Source organism: Eisenbergiella massiliensis, from assembly GCF_003435485.1.
Genome location: NZ_QVLV01000008.1, coordinates 60,641 through 75,304 on the forward strand (window position 1 = coordinate 60,641; position 14,664 = coordinate 75,304).

Here is a 14,664-nt window from a genome sequence, read left to right on the forward strand (position 1 = left end):
ATTGCGGCTACGGCTCCGGAAAGCTGTGATAAGCCCCTTCCTTCCGGTACTGCCTTGGACTGAGCTGGTAATAATTCTTAAATGCGGAGGAAAAATGCTCCATGGAGGAATACCCCAGGGCTTCAGCCACGGAGGTGATGCTCCGGCTGCTGTCGGAAAGCAGGATGGCAGCGGCGGACATACGCGCCTCCGTTTTTTTCTGCAGAAAGGTCTTGCCGTAATGCTTCTGCAGGAGCCGTTCCGTCTGCCTTGTGCCAAGCCCCAGCTTGCCGGCCAGCTCCTCTAAGGACAGGCTCTGATATTCATAGAGAAAATAATCTTCAATGATCACGGAGGTTTTATCAGCCGCCGCAGAGAAGCCGGAAGCCCTCCCGGTTTCTTTTTTTTCTTCATAATTGCGCACCAGCCTGACCAGAAGCTGCTGTAGCAGCAGCTCCACCTGCAGCTGAAAACCGGTATAGCGGTTTTCCAGTTCGGAAAAAAGCTCTTCCATCAGAAAAGCCACATTCTGGGTATCCTGGCCGAACCAGAAGGTGGTCCCTTCAAACAGGGACAACGCCCGTTCCCTGCCGTCTGGCTGCGGCCCGGCGGAGGGCTGGGAGCGGCGCTTTTTTTCCGTTTTCAGATAAATGCAATATTCACACATGGGATCCTCCAGGTGCGGTGTCTGCGCGTGCTCCACATGCGGCCCGGTCACATAAAGCGTCCCGGGCACAATATCATAAAAACGCCCATTGATGCGTGCACGGCCGTAGCCGCGGGGAATATAGTGGATTTCATAGCTCCCGCTGCCATGGCTGTGGCTGGGAACCGTGCGGAGAAATCTTTCATAGATAATATTAAGTGCCTGAAACCGCGTATCCCCAATGGTGAAGCGGATATCCAGATCGCTGAAATTCGTGCGCATATCTTCTGTTTCCTTTCAAATATCATCCAACCGTTTAAAAGCTCTGTGTGATGGGCCGGCGGCTGGCTGCTGCCGTATATTCGTTCGGCCAACGCAGTAATGTGGGGCCTGCCTGACCTGTTTCGTTCTGTCTTATATATTAATGTAACGTTTCCTGGCCGGGAAGTCAAGAAACCTGCGCTGATGCGACATAAAATGAAGCAAGTTGTCAAATCCTTCTCTAATACTTTTTCCCATTAGCTTTTATAATAAGGATATCAGTTAACACACAATTTGTGACATATGGTCACTGCTGCTGTAAAGCGGCTGAAGGCTGAAGAAGAGCGGCTGTTCACTGTCCTGACGGTTGCTTTTTTAGAAAAGAAAGGGGTTAAACAATGGAAAAAATGAGAATGAGAGGGGCGACACTGCCCGGCAACAGCTCAGTGGAAATGAAGGAATTTGAAATTCCCAAGCCCGGTCACGGCCAGGTGCTGATCCAGACCAAGGCTACCACCATCTGTGGAAGCGATATCCGCTGCATCTACAGGGAACATGTGGGAAAAGGCCCGGAGGGCTACATTCCCGGTATGGTTGCAGGCCATGAGCCCTGCGGCGTTATCGTGGAAGAAGGAGAGGGTTTAAAACGCTTTAAAAAAGGAGACAGGGTTATTGTTTACCATATTTCCGGCTGCGGCGTATGCAACGACTGCCGCAGAGGCTATTACATATCCTGCAAGAGCCGTTTCCGTCAGGCTTACGGCTGGCAGAGGAACGGCGGCATGGCGCCCTACATCCTGGCGGATGAAAAGGATCTGATCGCGCTGCCTGACGAACTGACCTACAAGGACGGCGCACAGGTAGCCTGCGGCTTCGGCACGGTATATGAAGCCATTGAAAAAATCGGCATCTGCGGCAACGATGCGGTGCTGGTAACCGGCCTGGGCCCGGTGGGACTGGCTGCGCTTATGCTTGCAAAGGCCATGGGAGCTAACATGCTCATCGGCGTGGAAATGAATGATTACCGTATCGGCCTGGCAAAGGAACTGGGACTGGTGGATTATGTGTTCAAACCGGACGAAGCCATGGACGGCATTATGAAGGTAACGAACGGAAACGGCGTGGAGCGCGCCATTGACGCCAGCGCCAGCGATCCGGGACGCCAGCTTGCCATCCGCGCCACAAGGGAATGGGGCAAAATCGCATTCGTCGGCGAAGGCGGCACCTGCACCTTTAATCCCAGCCCCGACATCATCCATGGACAGAAGACCATTTATGGCTCCTGGGTGACCTCGCTGTGGAGAATGGAGGAACTGGTGGAGCGTCTTGTCCGCTGGGGCATCCATCCGGAGGATCTGATTACCGATGAGTTCCCGCTGGAAAAAGCAGGCGAAGCCTATGCGCTTATGGCAGGCGGAAACTGCGGTAAGGTAGCAGTTGTTTTTGACTAAACAGTAACCGGTGAAAGCCGGCGGTAAAGGCGGATGCTGTGTGAAACGGCAGCCGTGAATTTCCAAAGTAAATTCCTGCCGGCAAAAAGGAGAGAATATGACAGCAATCATAGATCAGAATAAAATCCCCCGCCGCGCCCTGTACACAGGCGAGACCATTCCTGCGGTAGGGCTTGGAACCTTCGGTTCCGACAAATACGGCCCGGAACAGGTGGCGGAAGCCGTTTACGGAGGAATAAAGGCGGGCTACCGCCTGATTGACTGCGCAGCGGTATATCAGAACGAAGACAGAATCGGAGAAGTGTTAAAACGCGTTATGCAGGAAGGCATCGTGGAAAGAAAGGATCTGTTCGTAACCTCCAAGGTATGGAACGACATGCATGGTGAAGGCAAGGTACTGGAATCCTGCCGTAAAAGCCTGCAGGATCTGCAGCTTTCCTGTATTGATCTTTATTTTGTCCACTGGCCCTTCCCCAACTATCATGCGCCCGGCTGTGACGGAGATTCCCGGAATCCCGATTCCAGGCCCTTTAGTGTGGAAGAATTCATGAGCACCTGGAGACAGTGCGAACAGCTGGTGGATGAAGGAAAGGTACGCTATATAGGCATGTCCAACATGACCGTTCCCAAGCTGGAGGCAGTGCTGCCGCTGTGCAGAATCCAGCCGGCGGCCCTGGAAATGGAACTGCATCCCGGATTTCAGCAGCCGGAGCTGTTTGATTATGCTGTAGCCCACGGCATTCAGCCTATCGGTTACTGTCCCATCGGTTCCCCTTCCCGTCCGGAACGGGACAGAACCGCAGAGGACATCGCTGATACCCAGATGCCGGAAATCGTGGAAATCGCTGAAAGACACAACATCCATCCTGCCCTTGTGTGCCTGAAATGGGCTGCGCAGAGAGGCCAGATCCCCATTCCTTTTTCCGTGAAGGAACCCCAGTATGTAAGCAACCTTGCCTGCGTAACTGAGGATCCGCTAACCGAAGAAGAGATGGAGAGCATCCGCAGGGCGGATAAAAACTGCAGACTGATCAAAGGACAGGTATTCCTGTGGGCCGGGGCAAAGGGCTGGGAAGACCTGTGGGATATGGAGGGAACAATCACATGTTAAAAGGAATTCCGAAAATTTTATCCCCCGAGCTTCTGAAGGTTCTGTGTGAAATGGGCCACAGCGACCGCATTGTCATAGCAGACGGCAACTTCCCCGCAGAATCCATGGGCAAAAATGCGAAGGTAATCCGCATGGATGGCCACGGCGTCCCTGAAATACTGGATGCCATACTGCAGGTATTTCCGCTGGACAGCTATGTGGAAAAGCCCTTTTCCCTCATGGAGGTAATGCCCGGTGATAAGGTAGAGACGCCTATCTGGGAAACCTATGCGCAGATCGAGGAAAAATATGAAAGCCGCGGCAGAGAGGCTATCGGCCACATAGAACGGTTTGCTTTTTACGAGGAAGCAAAAAAAGCGTATGCAATCATAGCGACAGGAGAGACGGCGCTGTATGCCAATGTCATGCTCCAGAAGGGTGTGGTGACGGACTGATGGCGGAGCTGAAGGAATATCTGGAAAAAATAGAAAAGGTAATCGCACAGGGACCTTATAAGGATACCTGGGAGAGCCTGGGGAACCATCCCATGCCTGACTGGTTCGTGAAGGCAAAATTCGGTATTTTTATCCATTGGGGCGTTTACAGCGTTCCGGCCTTTGCCAATGAGTGGTATCCCCGGAACATGTATATTCAGGGAACGCCGGAATTTGAGCATCATGTGAAAACCTACGGGCCGCATAAGGAATTCGGCTATAAGGATTTTATCCCTATGTTTAAGGCGGAAAAATTCAACCCGGAGGAATGGGCTGATCTGTTTGAAAAGGCGGGAGCCAGATACGTGGTGCCCGTAGCGGAGCATCATGACGGCTTCCAGATGTACAAGAGTGAAATTTCCCACTGGAATGCCGGGGAAATGGGACCCAAAAGGGATACGCTGGGAGAACTGACGGAAGCCTTTGCAAAAAGAGGGCTTATAGGCGGCGCCTCCTCCCACCGGGCGGAGCACTGGTTTTTCCTGGGGCATGGAAAGGAATTCGACAGTGACATTAAGGAGCCTCTGAAAAGAGGGGATCTGTACTGGCCGTCCATGGCGGAGCCGGATCATCAGGATCTGTACGGGAAACCGGAGCCTACGGAGGAATATCTTCAGGACTGGCTGGTAAGAACCTGCGAAATCATTGATAAATACCAGCCGAAGCTTCTGTATTTTGACTGGTGGATACAGCACAGCGCCTTTAAGCCTTACCTGAAAAAGCTGGCCGCTTATTATTATAACCGTGCAGAGGAGTGGGGTGAGCAGGTCCTCATCAACTACAAGCATGATGCTTTCATGTTCGGCACGGCGGTGGTGGACATTGAACGCGGGCAGTTTGCGGATGTGAAGCCGTACCACTGGCAGACCGATACTGCGGTTGCTCTGAATTCCTGGTGCTATACGGAAAATAATGACTTCAGGCCTGCGAAGGATATCATCTGTGATCTGGTGGATATCGTGAGCAAGAACGGCAACCTGCTTCTGAATATCGGCCCGAAGGCGGACGGAACCATTTCGGAGGAGGACACCCGGATTCTGACAGAAATCGGCGACTGGCTGAGAGATAACGGGGAGTCCATTTATGACACAGGGGTGTGGAGAAAATACGGAGAAGGCCCTACGCAGATTGTGGAAGGACAGTTCTCCGACGGAATCAAAAAGGATTTTACCCCTGCGGATGTGCGCTACACGGCGAAGGGAGATCATATCTATGCCACAGCCCTGAAATGTTCGCCGGAGGGCAGCTATCTGTTCCCCGCGCTGGGTGAACAGGATGCTTCCAAGAAGCCCAACTTCCATGGAATCATCCGTAACGTTGAAATTCTCGGCTTTGATTCGGAGTGCAGCTGGTCCAGGGATGAGGAAGGGCTGCATGTGAAGGTGACCGGCGTCAATACCGACAAGCCGGTGGTGTTCCGGGTTACGGTGGACTGATGCGCCAGCTTTGGCAGTGATTTGCGTTTACTCCCGTGGGCAGTGAGCCAAGTAACCATGCTTGCATGGATATTTGGCGACTGCCGCGAGGGTCAAATACCCCGCTGCTTAGCAGCCCTGCAAGTTTGATATCCTGTTGCCGCGGGGGATTTGATTGCGCAGAACATATGAATAAGTGAAAAAGACAGGCATCCAACCAGACAGAGATTGTCGGCGGCGGGATGCCTGATTTTTTAAGCCTGAACTGTTACGGTTATACAAATAAATACTATCAGGAATTGTTGCAGAAACTATATCTGTATGCTACAATCGGGATAAGCAATGACTTCAACAAATCTTTTTATCTTTTAAGATTCTGCGCCGCTCTGTGAAGGCAATTCAGCCCACAGATCGGTATCTGCACGCAGCTTCGCGTGTGCATGGACGGCATATGTACAGACTTCTGCCTGACGGAGGTTTTCATTTTTACATATGTACTGTAATGCATGAACTCCTTGCTGACAAATGAATAAGCAGGGAGGACAAAGCGGCTGCCGGATAATCTGTGCAGCCGCAGAAGGCATGGTTCTCTCTGCAAAAAAAGAAAGAGAGGAATGCCTATGAATTCTAAGACAACCGGAACGGCTGCCATGCAGGCGCTGTCCCAAAACTATCAGTTTAATCTGAGTGATTTTGCTTTATTCTTATCTGTCATGAAGAGTCAAATACCCCGCTGCAAGCAACGGGGTATTTGACTCTCGCGGCAGTCGCCAAATAGCCATGCAAGCATGGCTACTTGGCTCGTTGCTCGCGGAAATAAAACCGCTTATGAAAGTACGCTGAGCATTATTCTGGATGAGCCGGATTTGAAGCTGGCGGAGGTAGAGGTGGAGCAGGTAGTGCTCAACAAGAGCGGAAAACGGGCTATCCGGTTGGATGCCTGGGCACGGGATGTATCTGACCGCCGTTTTAATACGGAGATGCAGAATGATACGGAAGCGGACGATGTGAGGCGGAGAGCGAGATTTTATCAGGGCCTGCTTGATACCCCGGTTTTAAAGGCAGGAAAGACGACCCGGTATAAGCACCTGCCGTCAACTGTCATTATTTTTATCACGCAGGAAGACATTTTCGGACGGGACCGTGCAATCTATACCTTTACGGAACAATGTGAAGAATTTTCAGATCTGCCCCTGGATGACGGCACGAAGAAAATATTTCTGAACATGACCAGTAAAAATGGCCGTCCTGAGCTGATAAGCCTGCTACAGTATATGAAAAATACCACGATTGATAATCCTGAGGTCAAGATAAAGGATAAACGGATTATTACGTTGGATAAAATCGTAAATGAAGTGAAGCAATCGGAAGAATGGGAGGCTGTAAAGATGAATATTCTTGAGATTGGTATTGAAAAAGGAAGAGAAGAAGGAAGAAAAGATGGATTGCAGGATGGATTAAAAATAGGCCGTGCCGAAGGAGAAGCAAAATTAGTATCTATGATAAGAAGAAAACTGAAAAAGGGGCTTAATGCTACTGCAATTTCAGAAGCATTGGAGCTGGAAGATGCTTATGTACAAAAGGCAGTCGATTTAATAACGGAGGATTCTTCCAAAAGCGATCTGGACATAGCTAAGATGTTACTTAACCAATAATCCAATGCCTATATAAACAGGGGCAGCTAAATGCGCTCTATGATGGAGCAGATGTTTGCTGCCGCCGCATATTCTTACAGTCTGTATATTAACTATGCAGACTGTAAGAATTATTAAGATATATTATTTTTTTTACAGAGAGGAAGAAACATGGAATATACTACCTTGCTTTTGGATATGGACGGGACCTTTCTTGATTTCTCAGCAGCGGAGCATTCTGCCTTTTACCGCGCTATGGAGGCTCATGGTTATCCGTGTGACGAGGAAAGCTACCGGATTTATTCCCGGATCAATCATAGTCTGTGGGAGGCCTTTGAACGGGGCGAGATAGATAAGCCGACGCTGCTTTTTACCAGGTTCGGCAGGCTGTTTGAACAGCTTGGGATCGATGGAGACGGTGCTGCTTTTGAAGAAGAGTATCAGATGATGCTGGGAGAGGGGCATGAACTCATTGAGGGGGCGCAGGAGGTTCTGGACTGGCTGTTTCCAAGATATGACCTTTACGTGGTCACCAACGGTGTGGAGGCCACCCAGCGCAACCGGCTGAAGCTGTCCGGGCTGGACCGTTTTATGAAAGATATTTTTGTGTCGGAGGCGGTGGGCTACCAGAAGCCCCAGACGGAATTTTTCGACTACTGCTTTCAGAGAATCCCGGATTTCCAAAGGGAAAAGACCATGATTATCGGGGATTCCCTGACGTCGGATATCCAGGGCGGCAACAATGCCGGGATTGCCGCCTGCTGGTTCAATCCCGCAGGAAAGCAGAATACCCCGGGGCTGCGGATTGAGCGGGAAATCAGAAATTTGCGGGAATTGAAGGATTTTCTGTGAAAGATAAAATGGTGATATTGTTTTTGCTCTGTTGCTTTCGGCGGGGTATTTGACTGACAGTTCTGTTATCCGGACTGCGATCCGTGCGGCAGGTCAGTGCATTTCGGTGATTAAATGTTTTAAGAACATACGGGCGATAGTGGACAGATACGCATTTTTGTTATGGATAACGGAAATGCTGGTAAAGAGTCTGCTGTCGCTTATTTTGTATACTTTTGTATGTGGATTTTGAAGCAGCGGCTGCGAGGAAGCAGGTACGATTCCCACGCCCAGGCCGGCGTCCGCCCAGCGGACGGAGGTCCTGGCATCGTCATTGAGGCAGAAATAGGAGGGGGAAAGTCCTTCCCGGGTAAAAGCGTCGTGCAGGGGTGTCTCCCATCTGCGGTATACGATCAGAGGCAGGCGGCTCAGGGCCTCCAGAGTAATGCAGCCGTCAAAACAGCCGGAATCAGAAGGCACCACAGTTTTTTCCGGGAAAAAGGTTTCACTTCCCACCGCCAGCATCGGTTCCTCGCACAGGGAAGTGCAGACAAAGCCTTCAGCATGAAAAGGAGTACGCACAATGGCCAGCTCCAGCAGGTTGGAGCGCAGCTGTTCCAGGAGCTGATAGGTATTTGCCTCAAACAGTTCAAAGCGTATGTCGGGGTAGGCCTGATGGAACGCGGCGGCCCAGAGCGGCAGCAGGCTGCTTCCCACGGAGGAAACCACACCCAGACGCAGCGCCCCGGTCAGACCGCTGTTATAGTCCAGTAGCTCCCTGCGGGTTGCTTCCGAAAGCTCCAGCATGGTTACGGCTCTTTCATAGAGCAGCTGCCCGGCCTCCGTCAGTTGTATTTTCCGGGAACCGCGTTCAAAAAGGACGCAGCCGAACTCGTCCTCCAGCTGTTTCATCTGGGTACTCAGCGGCGGCTGCGACAGATTCAGTTTCCTGGCGGCGCCGGAGATGGTACCTTCCTTTACCACGGTTACAAAATGTGAAAGCTGTTTTAATTCCATGAATCTACCTCTCCTGTGATTGTTTTTGGGTGAGAAGCAACCGAGGCATCCTGGGTCTGGTGTCCCGGCGCTTTGGCTTCCTGTCCCTCCAGCCGGCTTTCCTGCTGCCGGAGGGTTACCGTAAAACCTGGATCAGAATTTCGGTAATGTATTTGCTAAGAGTATGGGGGTAATAAACCGGGAGCAGAATTTGAGTAATATATATGTTAAAAATATGGATTATATATAAATATAATAATTTTAATATACCTGATTTTATGATACGATAGACGAGGAAATTTGGCAAGTAACTGTTTGGCAGGTGGAACAGCAAATGTAACAGTTCAGGCAGGTATGCGCATTCACTGCGCAAACCGTGAGAAAACGTGATGCCAGCAGGCATCCGCCCCTCGCCGAAGGCGACTTATCATGGGCGGATGCAGTAACAGGTCGGCCTAAGGCTGAACTGTTACCAGCAGATCAGGGCAATTGCTGTGAAGGTGGATTGAACAGTTATTTGGGATTTTTAAAATATACTGAAGGAGTGAGGGTGTGAAGAAGTTACTTGTTTTCTTGAAGGATTATAAGAAGGAGACGGTTCTGGCGCCGTTGTTTAAGCTGCTGGAGGCTTCCTTTGAGCTGTTGGTGCCGCTTGTTATGGCGGCGATTATTGATAAGGGGATTGGGAATGCCGACAGAGGGTATATTGGCAGAATGTGTTTTGTCATGATCATGCTTGGTGTCGTGGGGCTGGTATGTTCCATTACGGCCCAGTATTTTGCGGCGAAGGCGGCGGTCGGGTTTGCGGCGAAGATGAAGCATGCGCTGTTTGCCCATATCCAGAGCCTGTCTTTTACGGAAATGGATACGGTGGGGACGTCCACGCTGATCACGAGAATGACCAGTGACTCCAATCAGGTGCAGAACGGGGTGAACATGGTGCTGCGTCTGTTCCTTCGTTCCCCGTTTATCGTATTCGGCGCTATGGTTATGGCCTTTACCATTGATGTGAAGGCGGCTCTTGTATTTGTGGTGACCATTCCGCTGCTTTCCGTTGTGGTATTCGGAATCATGATGCTGACCATGCCTCTTTATAAAAAGGTGCAGGGAGGGCTGGACAGGGTGCTGGGGATTACCAGGGAAAACCTGACCGGTGTCCGTGTGCTTCGGGCTTTTAATAAGGAAGAAAACGAAATCGACAGGTTTGAAACAAGCAATAATACGCTGACCTCCATGCAGAAGCATGTGGGTAAAATCTCCGCGTTGATGAATCCCGTAACCTATGTGATTATTAACGGCGCGATCATTGTTCTGGTTTGGACCGGCGCGTGGCGTGTGGAAAATGGCATAATTACGCAGGGCGCGGTGGTTGCGCTGGTCAATTATATGTCCCAGATTCTGGTGGAGCTGATTAAGCTTGCCAATCTGATTATTACAATTACCAAGGCTATCGCCTGCGGAAACCGTATCCAGAGTATTTTTGAAATAGAATCCAGTATGAAGGACGGGAACGGCTGCCAGGATGATGGACACAGAGGTAGTGTATCAGGCCAGGACACTGGCGCCGTTGGGAAAAAGGCTTTGGACAGGCTCCCTTCCGTGGAGTTCGATCATGTCTGCCTGACCTATAAAAATGCAGGGGCGGAGTCTCTGACGGATGTTAGTTTTAAGGCCTATAGGGGAGAAACCATAGGAATCATCGGAGGAACCGGTTCCGGAAAATCTTCCCTGGTGAACCTGATTCCCCGTTTTTATGATGCCACAAAGGGACAGGTACTTGTGAGCGGTAAAAACGTGAAGGATTATTCGTTAGAGGAACTGCGCCGGAAGGTGGGAATGGTGCTGCAGAAGGCGGTTCTGTTTAAGGGAACCATCCGGGAAAACCTCCGGTGGGGAAAAGAGGACGCTACGGAGGAAGAGCTTTTAAGGGCGCTGGATATTTCCCAGGCAAGGGAGTTTGTGGATACCAAGGACGGCGGGCTGGATGCTCCTGTGGCTCAGGGCGGGAAAAACCTGTCGGGCGGGCAGAAGCAGCGCCTTACCATCGCCAGGGCCCTTGTAAGAAATCCGGAAATCCTGATCCTGGACGACAGCGCCTCCGCGCTGGACTTTGCAACTGATGCCAGGCTCCGTAAGGCGATCAAGGAAATGGAAGAAGGACCCACTGTATTTATTGTATCCCAGCGGGCTTCCTCCATCCGTTATGCGGATCAGATCATTGTAATGGATGATGGGGAAGTGGCAGGCATAGGCACTCATGAGGATCTGCTGGAAAACTGTCCGGCTTACCAGGAAATTTATTATTCCCAGTTTGAAAAAAGGAAGGAGGCGTAAGCTCATGGCAAAAGCAAAAGAAGATAAGACAAAGCAGAAGGCAACCCTTGTCAAGGTGCTCCGGTATCTGAAGCCTTACTGGTTTTACCTGGGGCTTTCCCTGGTACTGGCCGCCGTCAGCGTGGCGCTCACCCTTTATGTGCCCAAGCTTACAGGGCGGGCCATTGACCATATCATTGCCAGGGGGCAGGTGGACTTCCCGGCAATTCTGGCCGTCCTGAAACAGATAGCCATAGCCATTGCCGTTACTGCCCTGGCTCAGTGGATCATGAATATCTGCAATAATAAAATGACATATCACATCGTAAGGGATATCAGGAACGAAGCCTTCCGAAAGATAGAAATCCTTCCGCTAAAATACATTGACAGCCACTCCTACGGCGAGATTGTCAGCCGGGTCATTGCAGATGTGGATCAGTTTGCGGACGGCCTGCTCATGGGCTTTACCCAGTTTTTTACCGGCGTAATGACGATTGCGGGGACTATCCTGTTCATGCTTGCAACCAATGTGGGAATTACCTTTGTGGTAGTGCTTATCACACCGTTGTCCCTGTTTGTGGCGGCTTTTATCGCAAAAAAAACCTTCACCATGTTCCGGCTTCAGTCGGAAACAAGAGGGGAGCAGACCGCTTTGATTGATGAAATGCTGGGAAACCAGAAGGTGGTGCAGGCCTTCAGCCATGAAGAAAAGGCGATGGAGCAGTTTGATGAAATCAATGAGCGGCTGCAGAAATGCTCCCTGAAGGCTATATTTTATTCCTCCATCACCAATCCTGCCACCCGCTTTGTCAATAACGTGGTTTATACAGGAGTCGGGCTGGTGGGCGCGCTGGCGGCGGTGGCGGGCCGGATCAGCGTGGGCGATTTGTCCTGCCTGCTCAGCTATGCCAACCAGTACACCAAGCCCTTTAATGAAATATCCGGCGTGGTAACGGAGCTGCAGAACGCGCTGGCCTGCGCGGGACGCATTTTTGATTTAATAGAGGAAGAACCCCAGACACCGGAAAAAGAAGGGGCAATGCACCTGAATAATATCCGGGGAAATGTGGAGCTGTCCCATGTGGCATTCTCCTATACGCCGGAGCAGAAGCTGATTGAGGACTTCAATCTGCAGGTAAAGCCTGGACAGAGAGTGGCAATTGTAGGCCCTACGGGCTGTGGAAAGACGACCATGATCAACCTGCTGATGCGTTTTTATGATGTGGACAGCGGCCAAATCCGGGTGGAGGGAACGGATATCCGGGATATGACACGCAAGAGCCTGCGCGCCGGTTACGGTATGGTGCTGCAGGATACCTGGCTGAAGGCAGGAACTATCCGGGAAAATATTACCATGGGAAAGCCCGATGCCACGGAGGAGGAAATCATAGCGGCGGCCAGGGCCTCCCATGCCCACAGCTTTATCAAACGTCTGCCGGAAGGCTATGACACAGTGATTTCAGAGGATGGGGGAAGCCTTTCCCAGGGACAGAAGCAGCTTTTGTGCATTACCAGGGTCATGCTGTGCCTGCCGCCCATGCTCATTCTGGATGAAGCAACCTCTTCTATTGATACGAGGACGGAAATGAAAATCCAGGAAGCCTTTGCCCGCCTGATGGAGGGCAGGACGAGTTTTATTGTGGCGCACCGGCTTTCCACAATCAGGGAGGCGGATGTAATCCTGGTGATGAGAGATGGGAAAATAGTGGAACAGGGCCGCCATGAAGAGCTGCTTGAAAAGGACGGCTTCTATGCCGGATTGTATAACAGCCAGTTTGCAGTCTGACGGGGGCAACGGGGGCTGAAACGGCGAAGAGGAGTGCAAGGGGCTGTGGCGCAGCGGAGTGCGGACGGCAGCCAGCATAGAAAATCTTTGTTTCCAGACAGCCTGCAGGACATTTCCCGGCAGAAAAAGACAGGATTAATAAGCAAACAGAGAATAGAATAGATTCATCCACCGTAACAGCCAGGATATCTGAGCTGTTGCCAGACGAAAACGCAGACAGGAAGAAAGGATGAAGCATTCTATGGAAAAACAGAAAGTAAGCTATTATGAACTGGAAGGGACGTACCGGGAAATAGGAAGACAGATAGCAGGACAGGAGGATACGGGAAAATGGTATATTCCTGCCCCTGAATATTTTACCAGGGAGGCGCTGGAGGAAGCGCTTGGGCTTTACGATATGTACTGTCCCGGCATCCGGGAGGAGCTGGAGGGATTTTCGGAGGCGGCCGGCATTCCGGTTAAGGACATTGCCTATACCTGGATGACCATGCTGGTGCCCCGCTGCTCCGGCCTGATACTTACCGGAAAGAAAACACTGGACGGGCATCCAAAAATCGCCCGCAATTATGAATTCACTATTGAGGATGAGGATCTGAAGCTTTGCAGGACTGCGCCCGCGGGAAAATACGCTCATATCGCAGGTACGATCGTGGAGTTCGGCAGATGCGAGGGAATCAATGAAAAAGGGCTGGCGGTATCCATGTCCTCCTGCGGCTTTCCGGTCAGCAACATGCCCGGCATGCGTGCGCCGAAGATAAAAGGGCTGCAGTTCTGGGCGGTTATCCGCAGCCTGCTTGAAAACTGCGCCGATGCACAGGAGGCTTTGGAAAAGGTAATGCAAATGCCCATTGCCTATAATATCAACCTATACCTGGCGGATCCTTCCGGCACAGGGATTTTATTCGAAACCATGGACGGAGAAAAAGCATATGAGCAAATCAGTCCGAATGAAGGCCCCCAGTATCTGTGCGGCACCAATCATATCGTAATAGAGCAGCTTAAGCATCTGGAACCGGCCGGTATGAATAATTCAATTGTAAGGTATGACAGATTGAAGAAGTTTGCAGAAGAAAAGGAACGGTATTCGGAGGAAGAAATCCGTAAATTTATGCTTGCAGAATATCCGGAGGGAATGACTGCGCATTACTATAAGGATGGTTTTGGTACGATTAAAACAGTAATTCTTGATCCCGTGGAAAAACGCTACAGTATCTGCTGGCTGGGTCAGGAGGAAAACGGTTGGAAGGATTATCTGGTTGATGAAAAAAAGGGAGCCTGTGTGGAAGAGCTGCTTTACAGAAATGAGGACGGGAATCCGGAATTCTTTGCCTTCCGGCCCATTGGATGATCTGTATTGTTACAGGAATAACTCAGATGGAGACGGGAACAATCCGGTATCCGGCTGAATGAGAGGGCACTTGGTAAAGTTGTTTTTTACCAGGTGCCTTTTGACATCCGTAAATGCAGTATTTATGCCTGGTTACAGCTTTTTTTAAGAACCATTGCAACTAAAAAACGTCATTTTGCCTATTGAATTAAATATGTTATGCGATTAATATAAAAACACGAATTCGTTGTAGCTGAAATTGGCAGTGCCAGAATGAAAAGTAAATCGGTGCCTCTTCTTAGGTGCCTGCAATCCTGTGTTGTTGCACTCATAAAAATTGTGAGTAGCCGGTTTATCCGGCAGGACAGCATGTCATTTTATCAGAGCCGGTAAGAATCAGTCTGTTAAATTTCAAGGAACATTAGTTAAATGTTAAAAAAG

The 14,664-nt window shown here is 50.5% G+C and carries 11 protein-coding genes; 9 read left to right on the forward strand and 2 right to left on the reverse strand.

Going from position 1 to position 14,664, the window contains the following annotated elements:
* Positions 1 to 7: 7 nt before the first annotated feature.
* The gene (locus DXC51_RS13105; protein WP_025491582.1) at positions 8 to 907 is read right to left on the reverse strand and encodes a helix-turn-helix transcriptional regulator; all 900 of its coding nucleotides are present in this window, start codon (positions 905 to 907) and stop codon (positions 8 to 10) included.
* Between the two features lie 377 nt (positions 908 to 1,284).
* Between DXC51_RS13105 and DXC51_RS13110 the strand changes: the two genes are divergently transcribed.
* The 6 genes from DXC51_RS13110 to DXC51_RS13135 all read left to right on the forward strand — a co-directional run bounded on the left by DXC51_RS13110 (position 1,285) and on the right by DXC51_RS13135 (position 7,822).
* Positions 1,285 to 2,337 (forward strand): zinc-dependent alcohol dehydrogenase family protein, encoded by a 1,053-nt coding sequence (locus DXC51_RS13110; protein ID WP_021635302.1) that lies wholly within the window; start codon positions 1,285 to 1,287, stop codon positions 2,335 to 2,337.
* 97 nt (positions 2,338 to 2,434) lie between these two features.
* The gene (locus DXC51_RS13115) at positions 2,435 to 3,448 is read left to right on the forward strand and encodes an aldo/keto reductase (RefSeq protein ID WP_021635301.1); all 1,014 of its coding nucleotides are present in this window, start codon (positions 2,435 to 2,437) and stop codon (positions 3,446 to 3,448) included.
* Positions 3,442 to 3,882, forward strand: a complete 441-nt coding sequence (locus DXC51_RS13120) for an RbsD/FucU family protein (protein WP_021635300.1) — start codon at positions 3,442 to 3,444, stop codon at positions 3,880 to 3,882. The genes DXC51_RS13115 and DXC51_RS13120 overlap by 7 nt, the downstream gene beginning before the upstream one ends.
* A complete protein-coding gene (locus DXC51_RS13125) occupies positions 3,882 to 5,357 on the forward strand; it encodes an alpha-L-fucosidase (protein ID WP_021635299.1) in 1,476 nt (491 codons plus the stop codon). The genes DXC51_RS13120 and DXC51_RS13125 overlap by 1 nt, the downstream gene beginning before the upstream one ends.
* 767 nt (positions 5,358 to 6,124) lie before the next feature.
* Positions 6,125 to 6,991 carry an Rpn family recombination-promoting nuclease/putative transposase gene (locus DXC51_RS13130; RefSeq protein WP_117544746.1) on the forward strand — a complete coding sequence of 289 codons (867 nt, stop codon included), beginning with the start codon at positions 6,125 to 6,127 and terminating at the stop codon, positions 6,989 to 6,991.
* 150 nt (positions 6,992 to 7,141) lie between these two features.
* Positions 7,142 to 7,822: a YjjG family noncanonical pyrimidine nucleotidase gene (locus DXC51_RS13135; protein WP_021635100.1), complete on the forward strand. Its 681-nt coding sequence runs from the start codon at positions 7,142 to 7,144 to the stop codon at positions 7,820 to 7,822.
* A 93-nt stretch (positions 7,823 to 7,915) separates the two neighbouring features.
* Here DXC51_RS13135 and DXC51_RS13140 read toward each other — a convergent pair whose 3' ends face one another.
* A complete protein-coding gene (locus DXC51_RS13140) occupies positions 7,916 to 8,818 on the reverse strand; it encodes a LysR family transcriptional regulator (protein WP_021635099.1) in 903 nt (300 codons plus the stop codon).
* 531 nt (positions 8,819 to 9,349) lie between these two features.
* Here DXC51_RS13140 and DXC51_RS13145 point away from each other — a divergent pair.
* The 3 genes from DXC51_RS13145 to DXC51_RS13155 all read left to right on the forward strand — a co-directional run bounded on the left by DXC51_RS13145 (position 9,350) and on the right by DXC51_RS13155 (position 14,244).
* The gene (locus tag DXC51_RS13145; RefSeq protein ID WP_021635098.1) at positions 9,350 to 11,131 is read left to right on the forward strand and encodes an ABC transporter ATP-binding protein; all 1,782 of its coding nucleotides are present in this window, start codon (positions 9,350 to 9,352) and stop codon (positions 11,129 to 11,131) included.
* Between the two features lie 4 nt (positions 11,132 to 11,135).
* On the forward strand, positions 11,136 to 12,896 hold the full coding sequence (locus DXC51_RS13150; RefSeq protein WP_021635097.1) for an ABC transporter ATP-binding protein: 1,761 nt from the start codon (positions 11,136 to 11,138) through the stop codon (positions 12,894 to 12,896).
* Between the two features lie 241 nt (positions 12,897 to 13,137).
* Positions 13,138 to 14,244 (forward strand): C45 family autoproteolytic acyltransferase/hydrolase, encoded by a 1,107-nt coding sequence (locus tag DXC51_RS13155; RefSeq protein ID WP_025491590.1) that lies wholly within the window; start codon positions 13,138 to 13,140, stop codon positions 14,242 to 14,244.
* Positions 14,245 to 14,664 lie beyond the last annotated feature (420 nt).

Bases quoted from the DNA above. Each gene is read 5' to 3' on its own strand.
- DXC51_RS13105 (WP_025491582.1), bottom strand. From the start codon at position 907: ATGCGCACGAATTTCAGCGATCTGGATATCCGCTTCACCATTGGGGAT.
- DXC51_RS13110 (WP_021635302.1), top strand. From the start codon at position 1,285: ATGGAAAAAATGAGAATGAGAGGGGCGACACTGCCCGGCAACAGCTCA.
- DXC51_RS13115 (WP_021635301.1), top strand. From the start codon at position 2,435: ATGACAGCAATCATAGATCAGAATAAAATCCCCCGCCGCGCCCTGTAC.
- DXC51_RS13120 (WP_021635300.1), top strand. From the start codon at position 3,442: ATGTTAAAAGGAATTCCGAAAATTTTATCCCCCGAGCTTCTGAAGGTT.
- DXC51_RS13125 (WP_021635299.1), top strand. From the start codon at position 3,882: ATGGCGGAGCTGAAGGAATATCTGGAAAAAATAGAAAAGGTAATCGCA.
- DXC51_RS13130 (WP_117544746.1), top strand. From the start codon at position 6,125: ATGGCTACTTGGCTCGTTGCTCGCGGAAATAAAACCGCTTATGAAAGT.
- DXC51_RS13135 (WP_021635100.1), top strand. From the start codon at position 7,142: ATGGAATATACTACCTTGCTTTTGGATATGGACGGGACCTTTCTTGAT.
- DXC51_RS13140 (WP_021635099.1), bottom strand. From the start codon at position 8,818: ATGGAATTAAAACAGCTTTCACATTTTGTAACCGTGGTAAAGGAAGGT.
- DXC51_RS13150 (WP_021635097.1), top strand. From the start codon at position 11,136: ATGGCAAAAGCAAAAGAAGATAAGACAAAGCAGAAGGCAACCCTTGTC.
- DXC51_RS13155 (WP_025491590.1), top strand. From the start codon at position 13,138: ATGGAAAAACAGAAAGTAAGCTATTATGAACTGGAAGGGACGTACCGG.